General features: G+C 56.2%; 22 protein-coding genes and 1 rRNA gene. 11 read left to right on the forward strand and 12 right to left on the reverse strand.

All coding sequences use genetic code 11. The features are described 5' to 3' along the window. The first annotated feature begins 173 nt into the window (after positions 1-173). From V6P94_RS23530 to V6P94_RS23555, 6 genes are all read left to right on the forward strand, one after another. The gene (locus V6P94_RS23530; RefSeq protein WP_338648803.1) at positions 174-734 is read left to right on the forward strand and encodes a fimbrial protein; all 561 of its coding nucleotides are present in this window, start codon (positions 174-176) and stop codon (positions 732-734) included. 73 nt (positions 735-807) lie between these two features. Further along, complete coding sequence (locus V6P94_RS23535; protein ID WP_338648804.1) at positions 808-1,506, forward strand: molecular chaperone; 699 nt, start codon at positions 808-810, stop codon at positions 1,504-1,506. A 35-nt stretch (positions 1,507-1,541) separates the two neighbouring features. Continuing rightward, entirely contained in the window at positions 1,542-4,172 is a 2,631-nt protein-coding gene (locus V6P94_RS23540; protein ID WP_338648805.1) for a fimbria/pilus outer membrane usher protein, read from the forward strand. Continuing rightward, the gene (locus tag V6P94_RS23545) at positions 4,165-5,115 is read left to right on the forward strand and encodes a fimbrial protein (protein WP_338648806.1); all 951 of its coding nucleotides are present in this window, start codon (positions 4,165-4,167) and stop codon (positions 5,113-5,115) included. Before V6P94_RS23540 ends, V6P94_RS23545 begins: the two co-directional genes overlap by 8 nt. A gap of 19 nt (positions 5,116-5,134) precedes the next feature. Beyond that, positions 5,135-5,623: a fimbrial protein gene (locus V6P94_RS23550; protein WP_338648807.1), complete on the forward strand. Its 489-nt coding sequence runs from the start codon at positions 5,135-5,137 to the stop codon at positions 5,621-5,623. A 19-nt stretch (positions 5,624-5,642) separates the two neighbouring features. Further along, complete coding sequence (locus tag V6P94_RS23555) at positions 5,643-6,149, forward strand: fimbrial protein (RefSeq protein WP_338648808.1); 507 nt, start codon at positions 5,643-5,645, stop codon at positions 6,147-6,149. 10 nt (positions 6,150-6,159) lie between these two features. On the opposite strand, the gene V6P94_RS23560 is transcribed toward V6P94_RS23555, so the two are convergent. The 5 genes from V6P94_RS23560 to V6P94_RS23580 all read right to left on the reverse strand — a co-directional run bounded on the left by V6P94_RS23560 (position 6,160) and on the right by V6P94_RS23580 (position 12,659). Then, complete coding sequence (locus V6P94_RS23560) at positions 6,160-6,804, reverse strand: response regulator (protein WP_338648809.1); 645 nt, start codon at positions 6,802-6,804, stop codon at positions 6,160-6,162. 73 nt (positions 6,805-6,877) lie between these two features. Then, entirely contained in the window at positions 6,878-7,528 is a 651-nt protein-coding gene (locus V6P94_RS23565) for a response regulator (RefSeq protein WP_338648810.1), read from the reverse strand. A 79-nt stretch (positions 7,529-7,607) separates the two neighbouring features. Beyond that, positions 7,608-8,804, reverse strand: a complete 1,197-nt coding sequence (locus V6P94_RS23570) for an EAL domain-containing response regulator (protein ID WP_338648811.1) — start codon at positions 8,802-8,804, stop codon at positions 7,608-7,610. Between the two features lie 11 nt (positions 8,805-8,815). Next, positions 8,816-11,584 carry an ATP-binding protein gene (locus V6P94_RS23575; RefSeq protein ID WP_338648813.1) on the reverse strand — a complete coding sequence of 923 codons (2,769 nt, stop codon included), beginning with the start codon at positions 11,582-11,584 and terminating at the stop codon, positions 8,816-8,818. 193 nt (positions 11,585-11,777) lie between these two features. Beyond that, positions 11,778-12,659: a Dyp-type peroxidase gene (locus V6P94_RS23580; RefSeq protein WP_322149971.1), complete on the reverse strand. Its 882-nt coding sequence runs from the start codon at positions 12,657-12,659 to the stop codon at positions 11,778-11,780. 189 nt (positions 12,660-12,848) lie between these two features. On the opposite strand from V6P94_RS23580, the gene V6P94_RS23585 reads away from it, so the two are divergent. Continuing rightward, positions 12,849-14,267, forward strand: a complete 1,419-nt coding sequence (locus tag V6P94_RS23585) for a short-chain fatty acid transporter (protein ID WP_019825185.1) — start codon at positions 12,849-12,851, stop codon at positions 14,265-14,267. 126 nt (positions 14,268-14,393) lie between these two features. Here the strand turns inward: V6P94_RS23585 and can are convergent, their stop codons facing one another. After that, on the reverse strand, positions 14,394-15,032 hold the full coding sequence (gene can / locus V6P94_RS23590; protein ID WP_338648814.1) for a carbonate dehydratase: 639 nt from the start codon (positions 15,030-15,032) through the stop codon (positions 14,394-14,396). A gap of 154 nt (positions 15,033-15,186) precedes the next feature. Between can and V6P94_RS23595 the strand changes: the two genes are divergently transcribed. Further along, positions 15,187-15,570 (forward strand): serine kinase/phosphatase, encoded by a 384-nt coding sequence (locus V6P94_RS23595; protein WP_219261718.1) that lies wholly within the window; start codon positions 15,187-15,189, stop codon positions 15,568-15,570. A 114-nt stretch (positions 15,571-15,684) separates the two neighbouring features. Here V6P94_RS23595 and rimI read toward each other — a convergent pair whose 3' ends face one another. Both rimI and V6P94_RS23605 read right to left on the reverse strand, forming a co-directional pair. Beyond that, complete coding sequence (gene rimI, locus V6P94_RS23600) at positions 15,685-16,137, reverse strand: ribosomal protein S18-alanine N-acetyltransferase (RefSeq protein ID WP_016781701.1); 453 nt, start codon at positions 16,135-16,137, stop codon at positions 15,685-15,687. Beyond that, positions 16,130-16,903: an energy transducer TonB gene (locus V6P94_RS23605; RefSeq protein WP_133076456.1), complete on the reverse strand. Its 774-nt coding sequence runs from the start codon at positions 16,901-16,903 to the stop codon at positions 16,130-16,132. The genes rimI and V6P94_RS23605 overlap by 8 nt, the downstream gene beginning before the upstream one ends. A 144-nt stretch (positions 16,904-17,047) precedes the next feature. Here V6P94_RS23605 and mksB point away from each other — a divergent pair, with 144 nt between their 5' ends. The 3 genes from mksB to mksF are packed head-to-tail and all read left to right on the forward strand — an operon-like array spanning position 17,048 to position 21,799. Beyond that, entirely contained in the window at positions 17,048-18,325 is a 1,278-nt protein-coding gene (gene mksB, locus V6P94_RS23610; protein WP_133076457.1) for an Mks condensin complex protein MksB, read from the forward strand. Beyond that, entirely contained in the window at positions 18,315-18,962 is a 648-nt protein-coding gene (mksE, locus tag V6P94_RS23615; RefSeq protein WP_338648815.1) for an Mks condensin complex protein MksE, read from the forward strand. Before mksB ends, mksE begins: the two co-directional genes overlap by 11 nt. Further along, the gene (mksF, locus tag V6P94_RS23620) at positions 18,959-21,799 is read left to right on the forward strand and encodes an Mks condensin complex protein MksF (RefSeq protein WP_133076459.1); all 2,841 of its coding nucleotides are present in this window, start codon (positions 18,959-18,961) and stop codon (positions 21,797-21,799) included. Before mksE ends, mksF begins: the two co-directional genes overlap by 4 nt. Positions 21,800-21,855: 56 nt before the next feature. Here the strand turns inward: mksF and V6P94_RS23625 are convergent, their stop codons facing one another. The 4 genes from V6P94_RS23625 to rrf form a co-directional block, all read right to left on the reverse strand. Then, entirely contained in the window at positions 21,856-24,159 is a 2,304-nt protein-coding gene (locus tag V6P94_RS23625; RefSeq protein ID WP_133076460.1) for a PqiB family protein, read from the reverse strand. Then, positions 24,152-24,775: a paraquat-inducible protein A gene (locus V6P94_RS23630; protein ID WP_095003217.1), complete on the reverse strand. Its 624-nt coding sequence runs from the start codon at positions 24,773-24,775 to the stop codon at positions 24,152-24,154. Before V6P94_RS23630 ends, V6P94_RS23625 begins: the two co-directional genes overlap by 8 nt. Then, a complete protein-coding gene (locus tag V6P94_RS23635; protein ID WP_133076461.1) occupies positions 24,762-25,421 on the reverse strand; it encodes a paraquat-inducible protein A in 660 nt (219 codons plus the stop codon). The genes V6P94_RS23630 and V6P94_RS23635 overlap by 14 nt, the downstream gene beginning before the upstream one ends. A gap of 196 nt (positions 25,422-25,617) precedes the next feature. Further along, positions 25,618-25,733, reverse strand: a 5S ribosomal RNA gene (rrf, locus tag V6P94_RS23640). Positions 25,734-25,860: the final 127 nt, after the last annotated feature.

Consider the following 25,860-nt stretch of genomic DNA (forward strand, 5'->3'; position numbering starts at 1 on the left):
CACAACACACCTTTGAGCGCCCGATATTAATCTTGACCGTACGAACAGGAATCGTCTGATGGAACTCCTCCACGTTTAGTTGCATCCTTTGCAACACCTGCTGCGGCAAGCCGTTAACAGGCTGGCTTTTAAAATAGATATCACACTTCATCGATTTGTAAAGGACGTCTCTAATGTTTCAAAAAATAGGCAAATACACAGCACTTTGTGGTTCTTCGATGCTGATCGTCATGGCTGCAGCTACCGCTCAAGCCGCTGATGGCCAGGTTGAATTCACCGGTGTCATCAACGACAACCCATGCACCATCAACAGCGAAAGCGTGAAGAAGTCCGTTGATATGGGCCAGGTTCGTATCGCTGACTTCGGCGACAGCGTTGGCGCTACAGCCAGCGTCTCCACTCCGTTCTCTATTTCTCTGGAGAACTGCAGCGGTCCGACCCTGAAAAACGCTTCCATCAAGTTCAGCGGCCAACAGGCCATGAACGATCCAACCTTGCTAGGTATGACCGGCGAAAACCAAGTCACTGGCATCGGCATTCAAATCAGCGACGTTAAGTCCAACATCAAACTGGCACTGAACACCGCCAGCCCAGATTACGAATTGCGCCCTCAAGGTAACACCTTTGATTTCAAAGCTACCTATGTACGCCTAGTAGCAGACACGGGTGGTGTGAGCGGAATCGGCACGGGTAAAGTTAACGCCTTGGCCAGCTTCGACGTGACTTACAAGTAATTTATGTTTTTAAACGAAAGAGCTCGCGATGAATCGCGAGCTCATTCGTTACGTTAAACAGAGGACACCCTTCATGCGTTTAAAAATTGCAGCCTTTTTGACACTGGCAGCAGTCTTTTGGCTGCCCCAGATTCAAGCGGGCGTCAATGTGGGCTCTACGCGAGTTATTTATCAAAGCAAAGATAAGGAAGCCAATCTTTCACTCTCAAACTCCGGTGACGACGGCGTACCGTATCTGGTGCAATCCTGGGTCAGTAAATTCGAAAAACCTGATGAGAGCGCAGATGAGTTCATCATCACCCCGCCGCTGTTTCGTCTGGACGCCAATAGCCAGAACATTTTGCGAGTCATTGCGACCAACGCGCAAAACTTGCCGACCGATAAAGAAAGCCTTTTTTTTCTCAATGTAAAGGCGATCCCGGCACTGAGTGAAGAGCAACGTAACCAGAACGTGTTGCAGATTGCACTCAAGACTACGATCAAACTGTTCTATCGTCCTGCCGATTTGAAAGGCACTTTGGTGCAAGCCGTTGATGGACTTCAATGGCGTGCGGATGGCGGTAATTTAAGTGTGCATAACCCGTCGGGATATAACGTGGTAGTCAGTGAGCTGCTGATCAACAACAGTGCCAGCAAAGGCATGCCTGAGGTCATCAAGCCAGGTAGTTCCATTACTACCAACATCCCGTTGAAAAACAGCGACACCCTCGAATTCAGCTACATCAATGAATACGGCAGTACGGTTAAGTCAACTCCTGTTATAGCTCGCTGAATACTGAACTACACGCCTACTGGAAGAACCATCTCATGCTGCGATTGCGCATGTGCGCGTTCGCGCGCCGAATTAATTACTGGGGCCTCCTCCCCCTCAGCGCGCTTAGTCTCACAACGACTGCAGCTCTCGCGGACTACAGCTTCGATTCCTCCTTTCTGGAGATTGGTGGCGGTACCAGTTCTGCCGAAGTAGCCGAGCAAGTAAAGGCCATGAGCCGTAGTCAACTTCCGGGCATTTATCGTGTCGATCTGTCACTGAACAATCGTCACATCGAACAGCGCGACTTACAGTTTGTGCGCGAAACGGCGAGTCAGACATCGACGCCTTCAGGTTTGTTTCCCTGCTTGAGCCTTCAGGCCCTGACTGATTTTGGCGTTGATCCAGAGCGCCTGAAAAACGCTGAGACCGGCGCTGACCACTGTGTGTACTTTCAGGGTGACCTGACCGGTATCACCTATGACTACGACTTCAATAAACAACACCTTGACCTGCAAGTGCCACAGGCATTTATCGGCAGCATTCCATTCGCAACCCGTCGTAAAAGCTGGAGCGATGGCGAGCAAGTAGCCTTTGCCAACTATAACTTTTCGGGCAGCAACTACGAGAATCAGTACGGTAATCGTCAATCCCAGTTTGGCAGTGTGCACAGCGGATTCAACAGCGGTGCCTGGCGCTTTCGAAACTTCTCGACCTGGCAGAAGAGCACCAACGTCGACGGCAACTGGAAGTCCGTGGACACCTATGTCCAGCGGGACCTGGGCAACATGATGGCCATTGCCACTGTCGGTGAAAGCTCAACCGACAGCGATCTGTTTGACACAATCTCGTACCGTGGCGTGGGCATCGCTTCTGACCTGGACATGCTGCCCGATGACTCGCGCAACTTCGCGCCTGTAGTACGTGGCGTGGCCAACGGGCGCTCGCTCGTAACGTTACGCCAACGCGGCTATGTGATCAGCGAACAGTGGGTGCCGTCCGGCCCGTTTGCACTCAAGGACCTGTACTCAACCTCGGGCAACGGTGATATCGAAGTCACGGTTGAAGGCCCCAATGGCGAGCGTCAGGTGTATATCCAGTCGTTCTCGTCCGTGCCCTACATGTTGCGCGAAGGTCAGCAAAGCTACGCCGTAACTGCAGGCCAGTATCGCCCTGCAGACGGTGCATTGGATTCGCAAAAGCCGGGTTTTTTACAAGGCACCTACCGCCGTGGACTGACTGACGGTACCACCTTGTTCGGTGGCACCATCGTCAGCGATCAATACCACTCGCTGTTGGCGGGTTTTGCCCATGACTTTTCGGGTTTCGGCGCAATTTCGCTGGACGTGACCCATGCCATCAGCGACGACATGGGCTCTGACTCAAAAACCCTGACGGGTCAGTCCTATCGTTTCCGTTATTCCAAGTCAATCGACCTGACAGACACCAGTTTCAGCCTGATTGGCTACCGCTATTCCACCAGCGGCTATTACAGCTTTAACGAAGCGATCAATGCGCGCGCCAACAACTCGCTCCAACCCTATGTGGACGAGACGCAGACCGACAGTGCGATGTACACCCCGTACTTGAGCGGCCATATGAAAAGCAGCATTACCGCCAACGTATCCCAGCAATTCGGCTCCTATGGCGGCATGTACGCCAACCTGACCAAAACCGATTACTGGAACCTGGCCAAGAGCAATACCTCTGTGCAATTAGGCTACAGCTTCAGTGTCGGGCGCGCGTCCTACAACCTGGGCGTGGCACAGAACAGCGGCGTCGCAGATGACATTCGCAGCGTGTCGCTGAGCGTCAGTATTCCTCTGGGCGATCCTGGCAGCAGCAGCCGTCTGGGCCTGAGCAACAGCCAGGATTCAAGCGGTAATGCCAGCCGCAACGCCACATACAGCGGCTCATATCTCCCGAATGACACCCTGTCTTACAACCTAGGCGTCAATCAGCAAGTCAGTGAAGATGAGCGCTTGCTCGGAGGTTCGGTCGCTGCCCGTTACAACGCGGCAAATGCCATATGGCACGGGTCTTACAACAAGGATCAGAACACCCGTCAGACGGATTATGGCGTGGAAGGCGCGATCGTCGCCACCCGTGACACCGTGATGCTGACCCAGCCTTTAGGCGAGACCAACATTATCGTGGCGACACGCGGTGCCGGGGATGTCGGCGTACTGACCAAAAGCGGAGTGAAAACCAACAGCAGTGGTTATACGATTATTTCTTCTGCCCAGCCATACCGGAAAAACAAGGTAGCGCTCGATACCGACTCGTTATCGGACAACACCGACGTCGAGCAACTGGTACAAGAGGTGACACCCAATCGCGGCGCCTTCGTATTGGCCAACTTCGAGACTCGTAACGGCCGCCGCCTGTTGATCAGCCTCAGTTCCAAAGACGGCAAGCCGGTACCCTTTGCTGCCGAGGCTCAGATTTATGGACTAGACGGCACCTTATTGAGCAACGCCATGGTGGCGGACAAGGGGCGGGCATTTCTGACCGGCGTACCCGAAAAATCGCGACTGGTGATCAATGTCAGCGGCCGGCAGTGGTGCGCCACGGATCTGGACCTGAACAATTACACGCTGTCAGAAACGGGCATCGGGCAACTGCAGATCAGTTGCGATACCCCATCGGCCGCCCATGCAGACACTAAAGGTACTCCCGATGCATAACTCAACAAACCTACTGCCCGGCTCACGCTGGGTGAAACGCAGCTTGCTGCTTGGCTTGCTGTTCGGCCTTGGTAGCCAACAGGCTTTTGCACTGATTCAGAACAACCTGGATTGTACCCCAGGAGGATGGGTGGTGGGAGGAACAGTTGATCTTGGCGATCTGGCACCAGGGGAATATTTTGAAGTAAGAATGATAGGTAATTGCCGAGTGACACGAAATTTCCCCTATGGTTCTTCGTTGCAGCAAACCCAAGTCCTGACCCAAACGCCAGGGCCAGCTTTGTCGATGATTGCGACGGCAGTAACTGGAGAAGTGGTTCCGGAACAGCCCTGGGGTGTCGCGTCATCCGTTTGCATGCCAACCAACGGCAGCGGATGTAAACCGCTGCCCGTCAATACCAGTAACGTCTACAACGTGATGTTTTCCATGCCCAAGGGTAGAGGCCCGACAACGCCAGGTAATTATACGATAACCCTAAACCTAACTAGCACCTCTATCAAAGGCTATGAAGGTTATGTCGATCTCATTCAATCCCTGACGCTGAAATATCGGATTGTAAATCCGGCCTGCTCCATGAGTTCGGGCACGGCCCTGAACCTCCCGTTCGGCACCCTGAACAGCAATGACTTCGCGACCTCCCAGCAACTTGCCAATATCACGCTGAACTGCACCCGCGGCACCCAAGCAACCGCCACCCTGATCCCCACCCAAAGTGCTGTCAGTGGCAGGCCCGGGGTTTCAGCGACCACCTTGGCCGGGCTGTCGATGGCCACCACCTGGGCCGATAACAACACCGCAGTAACGTTCAACAGCCCGCGCACGCTCAACCTGACGACAGGCACCAACACGATTCGCCTGGGTTTCCGGCCGAGTCTGAATACCAGTGCTTCACCTACTGGAAGTTTCACCAGCCAATACACCCTCAACATCAATTATCTCTGATCAACCACAGGAACCGATCATGAACTTGCGCTTAACACTGGCGGCGACACTTCTAACTGGCATGGCGTGCACGCCTGTTTATGCGGACGAAGCCGTAACCATCAACGTCAGTGGCACCCTGACACGAGCGCCTTGCGCCTTGACCAGCAGCAAAACATTGACCGCCAACTTTGGCAGCATCCGTACTGACCAGATAAACACAGCCAGTGCCGTCGATATTCCGGTCACCCTGAGCTGCCCTTCCAACTCGTCACTGAATGTCAGCATCAAGGCTTCAGGCGTCTATCAAGGCTCGACCACCTATGCGAGCACAACCAAGGCAAATCTTGTGTATACATTGACGTGGAAAAGTGACGGCACCGCGGCTAACGTCACCGGGACGAAACGCAACCTGACCAATCAAAGCGGCACCGTAAACCTGGGTTTGACTGCCAAGCTGTACGCGATCGCCGCACAGACCGAGGGTACTTTTACCGGGTCGTCCGTCATTACCCTCGAGTACCTGTAAGATGTTCAGGCAGGCCAAAGTGAGCCTGATTGCAGCACTGCTGTCGAGCTTAACGCTGTGCGGCAGCACAGTGTATGGCGCCGAGGACGCAAGCCAACTCGATATCACTGGCACCCTGATAAAGCCGCCCTGCACCGCCAGTTTCCCGGCGTCGCAGAGTGTTGATATTCCCAAGGTGAGCCTAAGTGCGCTGAGCGCAGACAGTTCTGACTGGACCGATGTGAACTTGAACTTTAAATGCCTCAAAGGCAGCCAGGTGCTGCTGCGCTTTACTGCAGGCAATGGTTCATTTGACAGTAATACCCTGCGTACCACCCTCGACAGAGTAGGGTTGAAAACCCGTCTGAGTGACATGACCAGCACAGCAAAAGTGGTGGATTTTAAGCTGGGCGAACAACATGCTTTGGCTGTTGAAGACACACTGCTGATGCTCAAACTTTCAGTCCGCCCAGTCAGGATCGGGAATCAGATGCCCGCAGCCGGGAGCTACACTTCAACGCTACTGATGGAAATGATCTACCTGTAAATCCGACCGATCAGGCAAACAGATTGGCTTTGAGACACAGAATCAGCAACGCCTGATCATTGTCGACATCCAGCTTGCGCATTGCCGAAATCTTCAGGGTGCTGATCGTTTTAATACTGCGGTTCAGGCTTTGCGCAATATCCCCGACACCCATGCCAGAAGCGAACAGTCGCAAGACTTCAAATTCTTTGACAGTTAATTGACTGAGCCTTTGCGTGACATCATCTACGCTGTCACTCGACGTGCCGTCGGGCATGTCTTGCTGGTAGTGACCCTCACGATAGAACGCATCCAGTGCGACCAAAATTTGCTCCAGACCGGAGCTTTTGGAAATGACCCCGCTGATGCCCAATTCATATAACCAGGTCAAAACCTGCGGGTTGGAAATCACTGTCAGAACGATCACCCGAGGCTCGGGAAAATGCCGGCGCAGGTATTCGACCAGACGCGAGCCATCGCCGTATTGATCGTCACCCGGCATGTTGTAGTCCGTAATAATCACATCAGGACGTAGCAGCGAAATCTTTTCGATTAGTTGGGAGGGACTCATTGCCTCTCCCACAACCTTGAATCGCGGGTCGCGCTCGATGATTTCACGCACGCCCATCAATACAATCGGGTGATCGTCGGCCAATAGGACTTTCATTTGCGGCATGGCTTACATAACTCCAACTTGCTGAGTAGTCACTGACGAGGCACGAGATCGTAGCCTCATGCCAGAGCAGTGACTACACGTTCCACAGGTCAGCCTTGATGCAATACGTGAGTAAAGCATGGTCATTAATCACTTCCAGCTTATGCATAGCAGCTACTTTATGGGTGCTGACTGTTTTGACACTTCGATTCAACTGACGGGCGATATCCCCCACGCTGTTGCCAGCAACAAATAGCCGTAGCACTTCAACCTCACGGGGCGACAGTGTGGAGAAACGCTCATCAATGACTTTTGGGTTGGTTAACACTGACGTGTTCGGGGCCGATGTCCGGGTATAGGACCGGCCGCTGGCCAGGGCACTAAGTGCTTTACCTATTTCTTGATAGATATGATTTTTTGCAATCACTCCCGCCACGCCCATTTCCAGCAGGCGTGAAATAATCAGCTGATTACTCTCCATCGTCAGCACAAGGATTTTCACCTCAGGGAAATGTTCGATGAGGTACTCGATGAGTTGCAGTCCATCGCCATAGGTCTCATCACCGGGCATGTTGAAGTCGGTAATCAACAAGGCTGGTTGATGCAACCTCAACTGCTCCACCAACTGAGAAGAACTCAAGGCTTCGCCGACAAGAGTGAAACACTTATCGCGTTGAATCACTTCCCGAAGTCCCACCAGTACTACCGGGTGATCGTCGGCAATCACAACCTTTAATTCGCGCATTGCCTGACTCCATATTGATGACGCCACTAAAGCGGTTATGCACAACCAGAGAGGGGATGCCGATAAGTCGTTGCTGGAGCTATCCCCGTGATGGTTTGGAGCTATCTTGGAGCAGAAGGGTTTCAAAATCTGTGCATGACACGGCGCCGCAAATCAGGAATCCCTGAGCCTGATCACACTCAATACTACGCAAGAATGCAAGTTCTGCCTGCGTCTCGACACCTTCGGCGACGACCGTCAGGCCCAGCTTTCGGCTCAGCTCCACGAGGCTGCGCAGTGCAGAGGCCAAGTTTTCATTTTCAACACAGCCATGCACCAGCGAACGGTCAATCTTGAGTTCGCTGAAGGGCGTTGAGACCAGGTTGAAATAGGAGCTGAACCCTTTGCCGAAGTCATCCTGGGCCAAACCAAAGCCCATCATACGCAAGCGACAGGCGCCAGCGTAGTAGTTACTGAGTTCCTCTGTGGTTGAGCTCTCCATCAGTTCAAACACGATGCTGCGCGGCTCACCGCCATCGGCCATCACGTAATCGCGCAAGCGGTCAGCCAGATCATGGCTATCCAGCAAATGGGTGGGCAAGTTGATTGAAACCGGGATATCCCAACCCTGCTCTCTCCACTGTCTTTGTGCTTGCAGCGTTTGTTCCAGCATTAACCACAGTAGCCTTTCCTCCAGCCCCTGATTAATCAAGAGTGAAAGAAAATCCTTGGGCAGTAATAGTCCGACCTCGGGATGTGCCCAGCGGACCAACGCTTCAGCGCTGAGAATATTACCGTTGCGCAGAGACTTCTTGGGCTGGAACCACGCCTGGATCTGGCCGTTGTCCATGGCCATCTCGATACTGTGCGGATCGACCTCTATGCCCCGTGCGGGGTGCATGGCGCCGTTGAGACGGAAGATAGCCATTCGTTCCTTCAAACGCATGACCGCATTAACTTCGACCGGCTTGGAAATCAGGCCGACCACTGAAATACCCAGGTTTTTCGCCGCCAGGCCGGCACTGATCAACATTCGACGTGACGAAGCACTCATCAGTGCCAATGCCGGTGTTTTTTTCAGAGCAGCGATCTTCTGGATCAACTGCACGCCATCCATGCCTGGCATCAGCAAATCGCTGAGCAACAGGTCATAGTCGTTGCGAGCCAGACATTGCAAGGCACCATCGCCGTCCCAAACGGTGTCAACTGTGAAGCCCCCCACTTCATTGAATACATTCAGTAAATACTCATGCTGAAAGGGATGATCCTCAACGACCAGTACACGATAGGGATTCACTGGACCCTCCTTTAAAAGTGCTGAAGACAGTTGTATAGGGTGTACAGCGTAAAAGGCTTGATCAAACAGTGATTCATCCCGGCGCTCAGGCAACGCTCGGAGTCATCAGGCATGCCCTTGGCCGTTGCACCGATAATCGGCTGAGTGATATTCATCACCCGCAACCTGGTAGCCAGCTCATAACCGTTCATTCTTGGCATGTTGACGTCAGTTAAAACCAAGTCGAATGCCCCTTGCTGAAAGAGTTCAAGGGCCTCCAGACCATCACTGGCCAATGTAACGGTGCAGCCCAGTTCCTGGAGCTGATCACGCAAAATCAGCTGATTGATGACGTTGTCTTCAGCCACCAGAATGTTTAATCCAAGATTGAGTTCAACCTTGGCCACTCCGGCCTTTAAATGAGTCCCTGCACGCATACCCTGAGCCTCACACAAGGCCCGGTACACGTCCTGCAAGCTATTGAGGTCGGCACGCCAGCAAGGGCTTTCAATCGTAAGCGGCTGCGAGTTGTCGCTGGCGGCCACCACCCGCGGTCCCGCCCAAACGGGTTCCAGCAGTTGCCGGACAGCGCCCGGGTGCAGCTCCAGCAAAACTGTATCGTCACCGGCTTCACCCTGCTTGGGCGCTCCCAAATGAGGCCGGGCGCCCCAACGCTGTAACCAGGCGCAGTAAGATTCAGCCAGTTCACGCAGTGGTGAAACCACATAAACAACGCTGGAAGACAACTCGCCGAGTGCGCCTAAGCGCGAGGGGGCCATGACCTGAACCAAGGGTAAATGCAGGGTAAAACTACTGCCCAGGCCCGGCTCGCTGACCAACCGCATGGTGCCGTTCATCAAGTGCATGAGGCGCTTGCAGATGGACAGACCCAATCCGGTACCCGCGACCACGTGTTTCGAAGACTCAACTTGATAAAAGGGCTCGAACAAGTGGGACTGTTCTTCATGGGCAATACCTTTACCTGTATCCGAAACCTGCCAGTGCAACATGACCCGCTCATCGTTGCGGCTGTCCATTTTCAGGCGCAGCACGACTTTTCCGTAGTCGGTGAACTTGAGGGCGTTGTTGAGCAGGTTGTTCAAGATCTGGCGGATACGTGAGACATCGCCACTGAGCCACTCGGGCACGGTCGAATCAATCAGGGCAAACAATTGCAGGCCCTTGGCCTGAGCAGCACCGCTGTAGCCCTGAACAACCTCCTCTATCAATTCCATCGGACTGAAGGTGTTGAGTTCCAGCTGCAATTGGCCCGCCTCAATGCGCGACACATCCAGCACGTCGCAGATCAACTGCAATAAATTGCCGGAAGAGCGCTCGATGGCTTTTAAATAGTTGTTCTGCTGATCGTTGAGATCGGTTCGCGCCAGCAATTCAAGGGTGCCTAAAACGCCATACAAAGGTGTGCGAATTTCATGGCTCATGGTCGCCAGAAATAAGGTCTTGGCTTCATTGGCCCGATCAGCCAACTGCCGGGCACGCTCCAATGTCACCTCAATTTGTTTGCGCGCACTAATGTCGCTGAACGCACAAATCAGCACGTCTTCACTTTTGTAACGTGTGGGGGCAAACGCGAGGTACAGAAGACGACCATCTTCCATTTCAATTTCATCACTGTTGCGCGTGTCGGGCTCATCGAAAGCCCGGTGAATCCAACCATGACACAACTTCCCACGCTCACTGCTGCTACCTAGCCACTGTTGAGAAAGCGAGTTTTCCAGCACCACCGTGCCGTCTGTGCGGCGAATGACGCACAAGGCGACCGGCGCGACCTGCAGCGCAGCACGACTGAATGCCTCACTTTCAATCAGCGCCTGGATGCGGTTTTCACCCGGAGTAATCAGGCGTCGGTCGATACGCACAATCAAATAACGCAGCCCGATGCAGACGATAATCAACAACAGCACACACCCCGCCAATGGCCAGCCCAATACGGGCAGCAAAGACTTGATGTCCACGGAATAGACTATTTGCCAGCCTGAATAACCCAGTTTTTTCCAGATCGCCAAGCTGTCGGGAAACCACCCTGAACCAATAAAGCCAAACGATTTATTGGTCTCCAGGGTGTGCAAAGAATCCACCAGGGTGGATTGCGCGGTATTGGTGAAAATGATCTGCCCCTGACCGTCCAGCAACATGAAGTCGCCAGCGCTGTCACTGCGCAATGCCTCAATAAGATCCGGCACCTCAACTTCAATGCCCAACCAGCCGGAAGACAGGTTGCGGCTATCCAGTCGTGCGAATAAATAGAACGGGGAATCCAGAACCTTGTTGTCTGTCAGCCAGAGGTCATCATCAAAGGAATACGCCTTGTCAGCCTCCTCGGCCAATCGTTTCAAGACCACCTTGGGCAGGGGGTCGAGGTCGGGCGAGGCGTCAAACAGGCGTACCACCTGGGGTTGATCGGTTGGTGGGACGTAGAGCAGATTGACTTTGCTCTCGTGCAGATAGTCCATCATCCGACGAGTCAGCCACAGGCTCCAATGGCCAGCATCGCTGCCCAGACTGATACTGATCTCTTCTTCGGGATCAACACTGCCAAGCGCTTGAGACAGAGCGGTATCAGGCACCGTTGCCAGGACCAGGCTTTTGAGCAAGGTCTGACGACTGACGAAAAAATCCTGAGCTTTGAATACCGCCTCGTTCATGACGCTGCGACGCTGGGACACTTCTTCGTTAAAAACGGAACGCAAATAAACGAACGAACCCGCAAAGACCGCTACGATCAGGCCAAAGGCAAATAAATGGAGGAGTTTTCGGGCGGCTTGAGGGGTCGATTTCATGCCGTAAGCCTGAGGCTGGGGCATGAAAAAAATAATCAGACAATTCCTGAAACCTGGAGCGCTGTAGCCGCTGAGGAGCGAAGCGAGGTTGCGATAGAGGTACTTCAACCGTGGGAGCGAGCCTGCTCGCGAAGATCATTCGCGAGCAGGCTCGCTCCCACGGGGACCTTGACCGGGAACAGTCGTCGCCTCCTCAGGGGCGAACAGCGCTCAAGTCCATCCGCCCGTCCTTCAATGGCGGGCACCAGTAATAGCCGCCGTTAAGCGGGCGACTGTAGCGATACAGCCCGTCGATGATGCCGTCTTCCATACCGCTCATGCGACGCAGCTGAACTTCAAAGGCGTTCAGGGTGCGACCGAAGGCGACGAACATCAGGCCGGACTTACCGTTTTCTGTCCACGGCATGGAGCGGCGCACGATAAAGGCTTCTGGCGAGAAGCTTTCTTGTGCCGTGCGTTTGACGTGGGCGGAGTCTGGAGCATCGTCCAGTTCTTCGTTGTCGCTCATGCGACGGCCCATGATGTTGTCCTGCTCCTCGGACGGCAGTGCGGCGAAGCCGTTCAGGTCATGCTGCCACTGCTGGATGGCAACAAAGCTGCCACCGTCCAGCCCTGCGCCAGCGTTAGCAACGATAGCCGCGTCGACAGCCGCGTCATCCACCGGGTTCTCGGTGCCGTCTTCGTAACCGGTCAGGTCACGGTCGGAGCCGTAGCGGAAGCCTTCGGTCACTTGCAGCAAGTTGAAGGCAGGCGCCAGCGCCGTTTCGATGGCCTGGCTGCGATGCAGCAACTCACCGCGATCATCACCCAGCAACCACAACCACAGGGCGTGTTGGGTCGACGGGTTTTCAACCATGGCGTTGAGTGCCGGGAACACGCGCAAGCCCGGGACTTTCGCGCCAAGTGCCAATACCAGCGGCGAGCCCAGACCCGCCACTACGCTTTTGCCGTCCACCCACGCAGACAAAACGTCCAGTGCAGCCGGCAATGCTTCTACTGACTTGAGGGCGAAAAACATATAGCGCGCCTGTGAAGGCACAGGTTTGGCAAGAATGCCTGGCTGGTAAAAACTCATAGAAACTCCTTTTGGAAAGGGAAGAGTTTACCCCTCACCAGCGTCTTTTCGGACAGCTGAGGTTATTTTTATCGCGCACAGGTCACTCGGGGCAAAACCCATCGGAAAAATCAGCTGATTGAATTACTGTGCCTCGTCAGTCGTCCTTGCTGACGACACCATAATCATAAGAAAACCGAGGTACTTCCCATGGCCGCTGAGATTGCAGACAGCCGTTCTGCCCGCTTTGCCCTGCGCTGCTCGAACTGGGCCGAGCGCTGGTTCCCCGACTCGTGGGTGTTCGCCGCTGTTGCGGTGATAACGGTGGCTCTGGCCACGATGTTTATGGGCGCCAAACCCACCGATGCCGCCATGGCCTTTGGTGACGGATTCTGGAGCCTGATCCCGTTCACTATGCAAATGGCCTTCGTGGTCATTGGCGGTTATGTCGTGGCCAGTTCGCCGCCCGCCGTCAAACTGATCGACAAACTGGCACAGGTGCCGAAAAACGGGCGTCAGGCGGTGTGCTGGGTCGCGCTGATTTCAATGGTCGCTTCGTTGCTTAACTGGGGGTTGTCGCTGGTGTTTGGTGGCTTGCTGGTGCGGGCGCTGGCACGTCGCACCAACCTGCGCATGGACTATCGCGCCGCCGGGGCTGCGGCCTACCTGGGGCTTGGCGCGGTGTGGGCGCTGGGTTTGTCGTCCTCGGCAGCACAGTTACAGGCCAACCCGGCCAGCCTGCCACCGTCGATTCTTGCAATCACGGGGGTTATCCCCTTCACGGAAACGATCTTTCTTTGGCAATCAGGCGTTTTGCTGGCGGCCCTGGTCGTGGTGTCGCTCATCGTGGCCTACGCCACAGCGCCAGGCCCTGAGTCAGCCCGTGATGCTGCGGCCTGCGGCATTGATCCAAGTTTCAGTTCGCCAAAGTTGCCCCCGCGTACTCGGCCCGGTGAGTGGCTGGAATACAGCCCGCTGTTGACCATTTTGCTGGTACTGCTGGCAGCGGGCTGGTTGTTCCATGAGTTTTCAACCAAACCTGCGATCAGCGCCATCTCCGGGCTCAACACTTACAACTTTCTGTTTTTGATGCTCGGGGCTCTGCTGCACTGGCGTCCGCGCAGTTTTCTGAATGCCGTGACCAGCGCCGTGCCAACCACCACCGGGGTGATGATTCAGTTCCCGCTGTACGGTTCGATTGCGGCGCTGATGACAGTGGTCAAGGGAACTGACGGGCAAACCCTGGCCCATCACATTTCGACGTTTTTCGTACAGATCGCATCCCACGATACCTATGCATTACTGATGGGCGTGTATTCGGCGATTCTGGGGTTTTTCATTCCGTCGGGCGGCGGCAAGTGGATTATCGAAGCGCCCTATGTGATGCAAGTGGCCAATGATCTGGAGTACCACCTGGGTTGGGCTGTACAGATTTACAACGCAGCCGAAGCGCTGCCGAACCTGATCAATCCGTTTTACATGCTGCCACTGTTGGGCGTGCTGGGACTCAAAGCGCGGGATTTGATCGGCTTTTCGTTTGTGCAGTTGCTGGTGCACACGCCGCTGGTGCTGTTTTTGCTGTGGGCGCTGGGGACTACCCTGACGTATACGCCGCCAGTGATGCCGTAAGCGAACCCGCAACCAAATGTGGGAGCGGGCTTGCTCGCGATTCAGGCGGCGCGGTCATGCAGGAAAACCGCGTCGATACCATCGCGAGCAAGCCCGCTCCCAAGGGTTATGCATGCAACCTCAGATCTAGCCCAGTGGACGCAGACGATACTGCGGCGGCAACTGGTCAAGACCACTGATGGTGGTGTTCAGGCTCTTCCAGCGACCGTCCTTGATCCCGTAAATACAGCCGTGAACCGACAGCTTCTGCCCGCGATGCCAGGCATTTTGCACAATGTTGGTGTGACCCACGTTGGCCACTTGCTGGATCACGTTCAGCTCGCACAAACGGTCTACCCGCTCTTCCTCGGTCGGCAACAGCGCCAGCACTTCGCGGTTTTCGTAATACAGGTCGCGAATGGAACGCAGCCAACCATCGATCAGGCCCAGTTGCTGGTCCTTCATGGATGCGCGTACGCCGCCACAGCCATAGTGGCCGGTCACCAGAATATGTTTGACCTTCAACACATCGACCGCGTACTGGATCACCGACAGACAGTTCAAGTCAGTGTGCAGCACGACATTGGCCACGTTACGGTGCACAAAGAGATCGCCGGGCAACATGCCGACAATTTCGTTGGCCGGTACACGGGCATCCGAACAACCAATCCACAGGTACTCAGGCGTTTGCTGGCGAGCCAGCTTGGCGAAGAAGTCAGGATCTTCCTGCTTGATCGCATCGGCCCAGCGCTCGTTGTTATCAATCAGATCTTGTAGTTCGTTCATGCTGTGAAGCCTCAAGAGTTGATGCGCTGCTTTGACAACCGACCTGCGGTCGAGGTCACGTCGTTCATCAATGTCATTCCGGCGGTCGGTCGGGTGGAATCTTCAACAATGGCTACAGTCATCGTATTAAGGCCCCATACGATGAGGAATTACCATGACTGATTCACGCCGCCCTTACGGGGCACCGCAACCCGCGCCCATAGACGATATAGAAGACGCCATGGGCTCCGTCGAGCCACTGAACTTTGATGACGACGACACGTACGAGCCCATCAGTGACCTGTTTATCGACGATGAAAAAGTCAAGCACAGGGCGGTGCTGGATGATGAGCTGGACTTGGGCCTCAATGACGACGACCTGGAGCAGGAGATGCTCATCCGCGAAGACGGTGCCCGCGATGCCAAGGAAGCCGCCCAGAGCCCGAACGGCGCTGCTGACTGGGATTTGAGCCTGGTCGACGAGGACGAAATAGGCGCCGGAAAAGGGCTGGATGAGGCAGAACTGGCGGAAATTGACCCGGTAGGACGCAAGCCTTGAAACGTAAACCCTGTGGGAGCGGGCTTGCTCGCGATCGGATCAACACGGTTTGCCTGATAAACCGCAGCGCCAGCATCGCGAGCAAGCCCGCTCACACCTAACGACTTTTCGCCGTCAGTCGACCAGGGTGCAGGCCATCACCACCGCATCTTCACGACCACCTACCGCAGGGTAGTAGTCGCGGCGGCGGCCGATTTCGTTGAAGCCATAGCGCTCATACAACTTGAACGCGGCCGTGTTGCTGTCGCGCAGTTCGAGGAAACATTCACGGGCTTCGTGCTGGTAGGCAATGGACATTAGGTGCTCAAGCAGCTTGAGTCCCAGGCCTCGACCCTGGCTTTCGGGCTTGACGGTGATGTTCAGCAAATGAGCTTCGTCGAGGATGATCTGCACCACGCCATGCCCCACTTGCTGCTCACCTTCAAACATCAGCCAGATGTGGTACTTGCCCAGACCGTCGAGAAAAATACCTCGGGTCCAGGGATGGCTGAAGGCGGCGTATTCAATTTTCAATACGGCATCAAGGTCCGCCTCGGTCATCGGGCGGAACGTTACGGCATCACTCATCGTTTTGTTTCCAGCGCGCCATCAGCTGGCGCATGGCTTGCCACACATCCGCTTTGCGTTGTGGCTCATCCATTAAAAGTTCAAGACCCGGCAACGCCCATGCGCAGCCCAGCCCTTCGATGTGGAGTTCGCGGTTGAACACTTGTGCATCGGTCTCACCGGCAAACCGCACGGCCGGCAGCCCCACCAGCCACAAGCAGGCGCACTCGGCCTCTTCGAGGCGGGCCATGACAAAGCCCTGCACGAATTCGCGTGCAGCCTCAGGCCCCTGATCGACATTGCCACGGCGCAGCAACGGCCAGCGCACCGGCTCACCAATGATCTGCGGACTATCGGGCAGCCCCGCCGCGCGCAGCATGTCCTTCAACAATAAATAGGCCGGATCACGACTCTGGAATGCACTGCCTGTGGGTAACTCCACCAGCACCAGGCATCGCCCGGCACGCAGCAACTGCAAGGCAAAGCGTGGCGGTGGCAGTTGCACGACCTTGGCCGGCACAGGCGCCGATTCAGCCTCAACCACGGGTTTGCTGACAGGCCGGCTGACCGAAGGCCGGGGCACTTCGATTTTTGGACGCTGCGCAGGCTTGCCCGGCGCGACCGCAGCCTTGACCACAGGCCGCGTGATGACAGGCTCGGCCGGTGGTTCGGGAAGTACCAGCAGCTCTGGCCGCGAAGGGGCGGCAAACGGCAGTTCAGTGCGCGGCAACCAGCTGACCACTTGCATGGCAGTCAAAAAAGCGCGGCGGCGGGACTCGTTCAACAAAGGTCGGCCATCTGTGGATAACTAAAGAGGGGGGATTCTACCGCCCTTCTGCCCTTCCCGCCTGCAGTTGATCCGCCAAGTGATGACTCGACCGCACGTTGCAGTACAATCGCGGCCTTTACTTGCCAATTGACTGGCCCTCCCATGATCGAACCCAAGCGCGTTTTACGTGCCCTCGCCGAGCACTGGGCACTCCTTGAGCCTTTGTGTGAACACTTCGACCAAGGCACCTTGAGCCTCAACGAACTGCGCCTGCAACTGGCCGCTCATCAGGTGGACAGCACACCACAAGACATCACCACCGTGCTCGACAGCTGGATCCGTCTGGACATACTGGTGCCAGTCGCAAAAAGTCCGAACCGCTTCGAGCTCAACGCGCAAATCCACGATTTTCTGGCGTATCTGAGGCACGAACATCGCCTTGGCCTGTGCCTGGAAATCGAAGCTTACCTGCGCCATCTGGAGCGTTTGGCCGGATATATCCAGGATGCGTTCGACATCCGTGACGGCCATGATCTGGCACGTCAGCTGCGCCTGCTCGACATGCGTGTACGTGATGTACTGAAGAAACTGGCGAACGATGAGCAAGCGTTGGTCGCCGTAGCCGAGCGGGCCAAGACCAGCGACCGGCAGATCCCCCTGCGCCAGCGCTACGCCGAGGTACTGGCGACATGGGATGAGTATGTCGAACCCATGATTCAACTGGTCAACGCCGACGGCGCTTTTGAGCAAGGCGTACGCAAGGTTGAAATCGTGCTGCTGCGCATGCTCAGCGAGCAGCAACGACTCGGCCACCTGGTGGACGACGACATGCTGTTGCGCACCCATGCGCGCATCCTCGAAATGCAGACCAGCGCCCAGATGACCCTGCGCCATGCCCGTGAACTGCTACTGCCGCTGCGTGAAGAAGCCCGCCGGCATAACGCCGTAACCCGCGGTGCAGCGCTGGCGCTGGCAGCCATCCGGCGCAAGGGACTGGACGCGGTGCCTCAAGCCTCGATGCCGATGTTCACTCGCCCGCAAAGCACCTTCTTGGGCAGCGCCAGTCAGGTCGAGGCTTATGTCTATGCCCTGGCCCGCTTCGAGCCCAAACCCGCGAAATTCCCCAAGGCCCATAAAGTCCACCGGGGCGAAACACCCAAGGCCCCGCGCACGGTCAAGGAAATGCTCGACCGCTGCAGCGACGCGCTGCCGATGCCGGACTTGATGAACTGGCTGCTGGCACAAGAGCCGGACGGCGACACCGACGAATTGCTGTACTGGTTCTCCCGCCTGTCCCGTGAAAAACGCTTCGTGCGCGAACGCCTTGAGCGTCGCGATTACCACACCCACGAACATCGGGTCAGCCTGCGCTCATTCGCTTTGCTTTCTCACAGCGAAGATGCGACCCAGACCTCTGCGAGCCCCCTGCATGCATCTTGATCTTTCTGAACTGTCCCAGCTGGCACCGATTTTTCGTGAGCTGTTCAAGGGCTATCACGTCAGTCGCCGGGATCCTGAACTGTACGCGCAACTGTCGAACTTCCAGGATCAATACCGCACGCTGTTCAAAGCGCTGGGCTTTGAACTGGTGTGTGACACCCGCGGCTTCTATTACTTCGTACCCGAGACCGCCACTGCCCAGGTGAACAAGACCGCACAGCGTCTGGCGCTGTTCACCTTCATCATCGTCGAGCATCTGGCCGATCAGAGCCGCGACCCGATTGCCGTACTCGACGGAGGCAGCCTGGGCCGCGACGAGTTGCCCGCCTTGCTTGAAAAGTACCGCGACCTGTTTGTACAGGCCGAAGTCACCACCCATGAAGAGCTGGAAGAAAAGATCATGCGCCGCATGACCCAGCTCGGCTTTGCCAGTGAAGAACCCGGCATCTACCGCTTTCTGCCACCGATGCACCGGTTTCTGGATGTGTGCCTGTCGGTGCAGCAAGACCGTGATCTGGCAGCCAGCCTGCACAGCATCTTGCCTTTGCCGACACCGGTTCTGGTCGATGACGACATTGACGACGAAGCGGCTCTGGCCCGCGCCATCGCGGATGAACAACAGGAGATGGACGCATGAGCCAGGAACGCTACGGCATACGCCGCTTTGCCTTGCTGAACACCGCCGGATACAGCCTGGGCCTGTTCCCGCTGGAACATCCGCTGTCGGTATACGGGGCGAACAACCTCGGTAAATCCGCATCGATCAACGCTTTGCAGTTCCCGATTCTGGCGCGCATGTCAGACATGAGCTTCGGTAAATACAGCCTGGAGCAATCGCGGCGCTTCTACTTTGCCTCTGATACCAGCTACATCCTGGTCGAAGTCTCACTGCCCCACGGTCCCCATGTGATTGGTGTGGTGGGACGCGGGCCCGGCGGTGGCTTCGGGCACCAGTTTTTCGCCTATGCGGGCAAGCTGGACCTGGCTCACTACCAAAAAGACGACACCTGCCTGCGCCAGAAAGAACTGTTCAATAACCTTGAGCGCAATGGCCTCAAAGCCTACGAACTCAAGCCTGATGAACTACGTCGTTTGCTGGTGGGTGGGCATACCTCTATTCCGCTGGATCTGACATTGATCCCCCTGCGCTCCACAAGTGAACAGAGCCTCAAAACGTTCCGCGCACTGTTTATCAACCTGCTGCACATGCGCGAAATCACCGCTGCCAAGCTCAAGCAGCTGTTTCTCGATGCGTTTGAACACAGTCTGCGCTCGGGCAGCGTTGACTACATCGCGGCGTGTGAAGAAGCTTTCCGCGATGTGCGACGCATGGAGCAGGACTACAACGCACTGGTCGGCGCCGGGCCCTTGGTTGAGTCACTGGCTGCCGGCGTTCGTCAGCGCGACCTGTTGCGCGGCAAGCTGCATCGCCTGTCGCCGCTGCTGGACTCGTTGCTCGGCACCTGGCAGGACTACGCCGGGGCTCGCAAGGAGGAGCTGCTGATTCAGTCCGAGCACTACCGCAACGAGCAGGACGCCTTGCAAAACGATCAGCGCAGCAGCACCCAGGAGCTGATGCGCCTGGAGAGGGAAATCGCCGGCACTCAACGCTGGCTGGGCGAGTTGTCGGTGCTCAAGCACCGCTTTGCCCTGGTTGACGACGTGAAGGTACTGGAACAGCAACTGCTGAGTGCCAAGGACGCCCATGACGAACTGGCAGGCGCGCTGGCGCAATCACGTCAGTTCAGTGCCGAGGATCTGGACGAGCGTCTGCGCGACCTGGAAAAACGCCTCAAGTCCGTCAAACAACAACTCGATCACGCCGATAACAACAGTTATGCCCGCCTGCGCGAAGAATTTTCGCAGCAGGATGTGGAGCGCCTGATGCGCCTGTTCAACAGCGCCCTGTTCAGCTTGCCGTTGGGCGAGCACGGGATTGCGCTGGATGACAGCGATGCCTGGGTCAAGTCGCTGGAATTGATTCTCGACGGCTTCAAGGGCGAGCGCTTTGAGGCCCCGGGCCTGTCCATCGACCTCAGCCACATTGAGCCTCCTGCCCTGCAGGCGCTGGCTGACCGGGCGGCATTGCGCGAGCAGAGAGAGCGTCTGGAAAAAGAACTCAAGCAACTGAAAACCCAGCAAGCCGTCACTTCGGATCGCGCCGCGAGCAAAACCGAAGCCGAGTCGTTGTATCAGCAAGTGCTGGATGCGCAGAAGGCCCTTGAAGACTTCCGCCGTAGTCAGACACTGGGTGCCGAGGAAGGCGAAAAGCTTGAGCAACTGGCCCAGGCCGAAGCCGCGCAAGACGAGCTGAAGCGCTCCAGCGATGCCTTTACCGAGCGCGTGCAGCAATTGTCTGCCAAGTTGCAGTTGGTCGGGCGCCAGATCGGTGACATGGAAGCCAAGCAGCGAACCCTGGATGACAGCTTGCGTCGACGCCAATTACTGCCCGCTGACTTGCCCTTCGGTACGCCGTTTATGGACCCGGTCGATGACTCGATGGACAACCTGCTGCCATTGCTCAACGACTATCAGGACAGCTGGCAGGGCTTGTTGCGCTGCGATGGCCAGATCGAAGCCCTGTATGCGCAGGTGCGCCTCAAAGGCGTGGCCAAGTTCGACAGCGAAGACGATATGGAGCGGCGCCTGCAGTTGTTGATCAACGCTTACGCACACCGCACCGAAGAAGCGTTGACCCTGGGCAAGGCGCGCCGGGCGGCAGTGACTGACATCGCCCGTACACTGCGTAACATCCGCAGCGACTACGACAGCCTTGAGCATCAACTGGCGCTGTTCAACCGCGAGATCAACAAGCGCCAGGTGTCCAACCTCAAGAGCTTCCGCATTGTGCTGGCCCCCAACAAGGAGGCGCTCAAGCATATCGATCAGATTATCCACAGCGCCGGTCAGTACGAAGAAGGCGAAACCCTGTCTGTGTTCGACCTCAGCCAGAGTGCCGAGCAGGACAACAAGAACGAAGAGGCCAAGGAATATCTGGCGCGACTGGTAGCAGCCAACCACAACCAGTTGGGGCTCAAGGACTTGTTTGAGCTGGCGTTCGAGATCACCAAGGTCAATGGCCAGCCGGTGATCCATACTGATATCGACGGGGCGGCATCCAACGGTACGACCATGACGATCAAGGCGCTGACCAACATGTATTTGTTGCTGCACTTGATGGATCGCGATCAAGCGGGCCGTATCCGCTTGCCGTACTACCTGGACGAAGCCGCGGACATTGACGAGAAAAACCAGACTGCCTTGTTGGAAACCAGCTTGCAGCTGGGCTTCGTGCCAATTCTGGCCAGCGTGAAACCCCAGGTCTGCGCCCATGTGGCAATTGACCTTGAAGGCGGTAGCGGGCCTAACGGGATTTACATCGATGAAGACGACTGGAAGTACATTCGTCGCCATGATGAGGTCAAGCCTGATGCGGTGGCCGCTGTGCAAGAGCCTGAACTGGATGAAGTCTGAGGCTCAATTCTGGACATAAAAAAACCGCGATCACTGATCGCGGTTTTTTTTGGTGCTTATTTGCCTAGCTGGATCTTCGGCGCCCATTGCAGCCACTCGTCTTCGAACTTGTCGAAGAGCGGGAAGGTTTGCTCGGGGCGGGCCTGATTACCCATCTTGTCATCACCCGGGGTAGCGAAGGCAATCCCACCCTGGACCAGGGTTTCCAGGGACTCGGTACGAATCGTTGCCCCTTTGAACAGGCCGAAGTCGACTCCGAAACCGCTGGTATTCCAGAAGCGGCTACCGGTGCGTACCAACGGCGCGTAACGGGGCTCGATCAGGATGTGTACCAGCACGCGATCGGCGGTGCTACCCAGCTCATAGCCCGTCACCTTGCCCACGGTGACTTCGCGGTAGGTAACAGGCACGCCCTCTTTGAGCGAGCCACGGCGGGCAGCGCTCAAAACAAGGCTCAACCCGGCCTGGGGAACGGCAGCATCCGGTGCCTGCTCCAGCGCTACAAAGCTGGTCTGGCGGCCCAGTTGCTTGATTGCGGGCTGCACTTCCAGGTACTGACCTGTCACCAGGGTTTCGAGGTTCGCCGTTTTCATCAGCCCCAGTTCTGGCTTGACCACCCAGAACTGGCTGCCGACCCGCGCAATGCGCTCCGGGACTTCGGTAATGCGCGCCTTAAGCATGACCGATTGCAAATCCTGGCTCAGGTCGACGCTTTCGATCTTGCCCACATCCAGCCCCTTGAAACGAATAGGCGTGCCCTCTCGCAGCCCATCGGCACGAGCCACCTTGATCGTAACGGCTACACCCTGCTGCATCGCGGCATCACGGTCAGTAAACAGGCGGAAGCGCGGGATCCGCTTTTGCAGCGGCGCGGTGGCCTCTGGGGTTTCAAAAGCAATCCCGCCGGCCATCAGGCTTTGCAGGGATTCACTCTTGACCTGAATCCCGCCGGTCAGGCCGCCGGTGAGCGTGATACCGCTGGCATTCCAGAAGCGGGTCGAGGCGTTGACCAGGTTTTCGTATTCCTTCTCGATATGTACCCCAATGACGAGCTGCTTTTTCGTGCGAGAGAACTGATAGCTCTGCACTGAACCGACTTTGACCTGCTTGTAGAGAATCGGGCTGCCAACATCCAGCGAACCCAGGTTCTCGGTAAAGAGCACCATGTGCAGGCCCGGCGAACGCAGGTCCAGCGGTGGCGCTTTTGGCCGTGCGACAAATTCACGCTCGGGGGTGCTGCCCTTGTCACCCGGACGAATGGCGATGTAGTTACCCTTTACCAAGGCCTCCAGCCCGGTGATACCGGCCAGGGAGATCGACGGCTTGACCACCCAGAACTGAGTCCCTTGCACCAGATAGTCTTCGGCCAACGGGTCGAGGGTCAGCTCGGCGCTAGCGCTGGTCAGGTCCGGATCGACCTTGAGGCCCTTGAGGCTGCCGACCTGTATGCCTTTGTACATGACCGGTGTGCGACCCGCCTGCAGGCCCTCGAAGTCGCTGAGCTTAACTTTGACCTTGATCCCGGCCTGTGCGGCATCGAAGTCCTCATAGAGCCTGAACGGCAGGTTCGAGTCGGTAGGCGGGCTGTCTTTGCGGTTTTCAGGAGTTGCGAACGCAATACCACCCGCGACGATGCTGGCAAGGGATTCACTGCGCAGCTTCACACCTGACAGGTTGGCGTCGATGCTGATGCCACTGGCATTCCAGAAACGCGTGTGTTTGCGCACCAGATTGGCGTAGGTAGGCTCGATAAAGACTTTGATCTCGACCGTACTCTGGTCTTCCGAGAGCACGTAGCTTTTGATCTGGCCGACCTGGATTTGCTTATAGAAAACCGGGCTGCCACGGTTCAGCGAGCCGAGACGGTCAGCCTTGAGGGTCAGGTGAAGGCCGGGCATGGCATCTGACAGGGGCGGTTCTTGCGACAGTGCCTTGAACTTGCGCGCAGGTTCTCCATCGGAAGGACTCACGGCAATGTAGTTACCCGAGACCAGGGTTTCGAGCCCCGTGATACCGGCCAATGACACGCTGGGCTTGACCAGCCAGAAGCGGGTATTGGTCTTCAGGTATTGCTCGACGTCCTTGTCCATCTCGACCGTGGCAATTACACCCTTGTTCGGACCGTCTTCATCCAGGGCCAGGGTCTTGACCTTGCCCACAGGCATGCCTTTGTAGACCACTTCGGTCTTGTTGGCGACGATGCCTTCGCCACTTTCAAAGCGCACTTGAATATCGATGCCGGTTTGGCTGTAGGCACGCCACCCCAGCCAGCCACCAATGATCAGGGCAATAAGCGGGAGGATCCAGATCGCCGACCAGTTCGAAGCCGGGCGGGTTTTAGCGGTAGGCAAGTCACTCATGGTCGTCGTCCGACTCCGTATTGTCCCAAATCAGTCGGGGATCAAAAGTTACAGCTGCAAGCATCGTCAGCACCACCACACTGGCAAAAGCCACCGCGCCCAGATTGGCCTCGATGCTGGCTATGCGTCCAAAGTTCACCACGGCCACCAAAATGGCGATGACGAAAATATCCAACATTGACCAACGGCCAATGAACTCAATAAAGCGATACATGATGATACGTTGCCGCGCAGACAACGGTTGATGGCGCTGCACGGAAAACAACAGCAAGGCAATGCCGACCAGCTTGAAAGTGGGCACCAGGATACTTGCCACAAACACGACGGCCGCAATCGGAATCATGCCGTGCTGCACCAGCTCGATGACACCCGCCATGATAGTGCTCGGGGAGCCTTGGCCCAATGAATTGACGGTCATGATCGGCAGCAGGTTGGCCGGAATGTAGAGAATGGCCGAGGTCAGCAGTAATGCCCAGGTGCGCATCAGGCTGTCAGGGCGACGCGCATGGACCAGTGCGCCGCAGCGAGTACAGGTCTGCTCGTCGGTTTCGGGGTCTTGCCTGTTGAGTTCGTGACACTCGCCACAGATCAAGATACCCGCATCAATCGCCCGCATGAACATCCTCCCCGGACAATGCCTGCCAAATCTGGTGAGGTGACATCACAACCTCCAGCCAAACCTGTACCAGCAATAAGCTCACAAAACAGACCAAACCCAGGCCAAGGCTCAGCTCAGCCAGATCGGCCAGTTTCACAATCGCCACCAGCACCCCCATCAGGTACACCTCAAGCATGCCCCAGTCACGCAAGTGATGATAAATGCGGTAAATGAGCAACCCGTAGCTGCGCCCTACATTCCAGCGAATGCTGAGCAGCACGGCGAGCTGGCAGAGCAACTTGAGTAGCGGAACCCCCATGCTACACAGGAACACCACCACCGCTATGCCTTGCATGCCGGTGTTGAACAAACCAAGCACACCACTCCAGACCGTGTCTTGCGACGCCTGGCCCAGCAGGTTGAGCTGCATGATGGGTAAAAAGTTCGCAGGTATGTAGAGCAACAATGCGGCGATCACAAGCGCAAGGCTGCGTTCGACCACCTTGTACCTGTGAGCATAGAGTTCGTAACCGCAGCGCGGGCATTGGGCTTTCTCACCGAGAGCAAGATGCGGCTTGCGCATCAACAAATCGCACTCATGACAGGCCACCAACTCGTCCAGCGGTAATTCTGACACCCCGCGGGGGTCAACCGGATCTGGCATAAAGGGAGTCTCTGGCTCAGAAATTGACTGAGTCTATTCTAGTGCGCGGACTACAAAATAACTGTGCATATTTGTAGGACTTTAGATGCAGCCGAACTGAAGAGCGGTTTAGCCGGATTTTGGACTTACCACCACTTTTCTCGGCCCAAAAACAAACCCCCTGTCTGCGTTAGCAGACAGGGGGTTTGGAATTTAATCTTGACGATGACCTACTCTCACATGGGGAAACCCCACACTACCATCGGCGATGCATCGTTTCACTTCTGAGTTCGGGATGGGATCAGGTGGTTCCAATGCTCTATGGTCGTCAAGAAATTCGGTAGCCAGGTCGTTTACCTTTCGGTTTACGCTCCAGCGAATGGGTATGTAATAGTTTGGTGTTTTGTGAGTCGCAAACTTTCGGTCTGTATCGTCTTCACACACCGCAATCTGGTCTCTT

It is taken from the genome of Pseudomonas sp. ML2-2023-3 (assembly GCF_037055275.1).
GTDB lineage: Bacteria > Pseudomonadota > Gammaproteobacteria > Pseudomonadales > Pseudomonadaceae > Aquipseudomonas.

Excerpts from the sequence above, each read along its gene's own strand:
- V6P94_RS23595 (WP_219261718.1), top strand. The coding sequence starts at position 15,187 with ATGACTGATTCACGCCGCCCTTACGGGGCACCGCAACCCGCGCCCATA.
- V6P94_RS23585 (WP_019825185.1), top strand. The coding sequence starts at position 12,849 with ATGGCCGCTGAGATTGCAGACAGCCGTTCTGCCCGCTTTGCCCTGCGC.
- can (WP_338648814.1), bottom strand. The coding sequence starts at position 15,032 with ATGAACGAACTACAAGATCTGATTGATAACAACGAGCGCTGGGCCGAT.
- mksB (WP_133076457.1), top strand. The coding sequence starts at position 17,048 with ATGATCGAACCCAAGCGCGTTTTACGTGCCCTCGCCGAGCACTGGGCA.
- V6P94_RS23550 (WP_338648807.1), top strand. The coding sequence starts at position 5,135 with ATGAACTTGCGCTTAACACTGGCGGCGACACTTCTAACTGGCATGGCG.
- mksF (WP_133076459.1), top strand. The coding sequence starts at position 18,959 with ATGAGCCAGGAACGCTACGGCATACGCCGCTTTGCCTTGCTGAACACC.
- V6P94_RS23575 (WP_338648813.1), bottom strand. The coding sequence starts at position 11,584 with ATGAAATCGACCCCTCAAGCCGCCCGAAAACTCCTCCATTTATTTGCC.
- V6P94_RS23545 (WP_338648806.1), top strand. The coding sequence starts at position 4,165 with ATGCATAACTCAACAAACCTACTGCCCGGCTCACGCTGGGTGAAACGC.
- V6P94_RS23625 (WP_133076460.1), bottom strand. The coding sequence starts at position 24,159 with ATGAGTGACTTGCCTACCGCTAAAACCCGCCCGGCTTCGAACTGGTCG.
- V6P94_RS23565 (WP_338648810.1), bottom strand. The coding sequence starts at position 7,528 with ATGCGCGAATTAAAGGTTGTGATTGCCGACGATCACCCGGTAGTACTG.
- V6P94_RS23530 (WP_338648803.1), top strand. The coding sequence starts at position 174 with ATGTTTCAAAAAATAGGCAAATACACAGCACTTTGTGGTTCTTCGATG.
- rimI (WP_016781701.1), bottom strand. The coding sequence starts at position 16,137 with ATGAGTGATGCCGTAACGTTCCGCCCGATGACCGAGGCGGACCTTGAT.
- V6P94_RS23560 (WP_338648809.1), bottom strand. The coding sequence starts at position 6,804 with ATGCCGCAAATGAAAGTCCTATTGGCCGACGATCACCCGATTGTATTG.
- mksE (WP_338648815.1), top strand. The coding sequence starts at position 18,315 with ATGCATCTTGATCTTTCTGAACTGTCCCAGCTGGCACCGATTTTTCGT.
- V6P94_RS23535 (WP_338648804.1), top strand. The coding sequence starts at position 808 with ATGCGTTTAAAAATTGCAGCCTTTTTGACACTGGCAGCAGTCTTTTGG.
- V6P94_RS23630 (WP_095003217.1), bottom strand. The coding sequence starts at position 24,775 with ATGCGGGCGATTGATGCGGGTATCTTGATCTGTGGCGAGTGTCACGAA.
- V6P94_RS23580 (WP_322149971.1), bottom strand. The coding sequence starts at position 12,659 with ATGAGTTTTTACCAGCCAGGCATTCTTGCCAAACCTGTGCCTTCACAG.
- V6P94_RS23540 (WP_338648805.1), top strand. The coding sequence starts at position 1,542 with ATGCTGCGATTGCGCATGTGCGCGTTCGCGCGCCGAATTAATTACTGG.
- V6P94_RS23635 (WP_133076461.1), bottom strand. The coding sequence starts at position 25,421 with ATGCCAGATCCGGTTGACCCCCGCGGGGTGTCAGAATTACCGCTGGAC.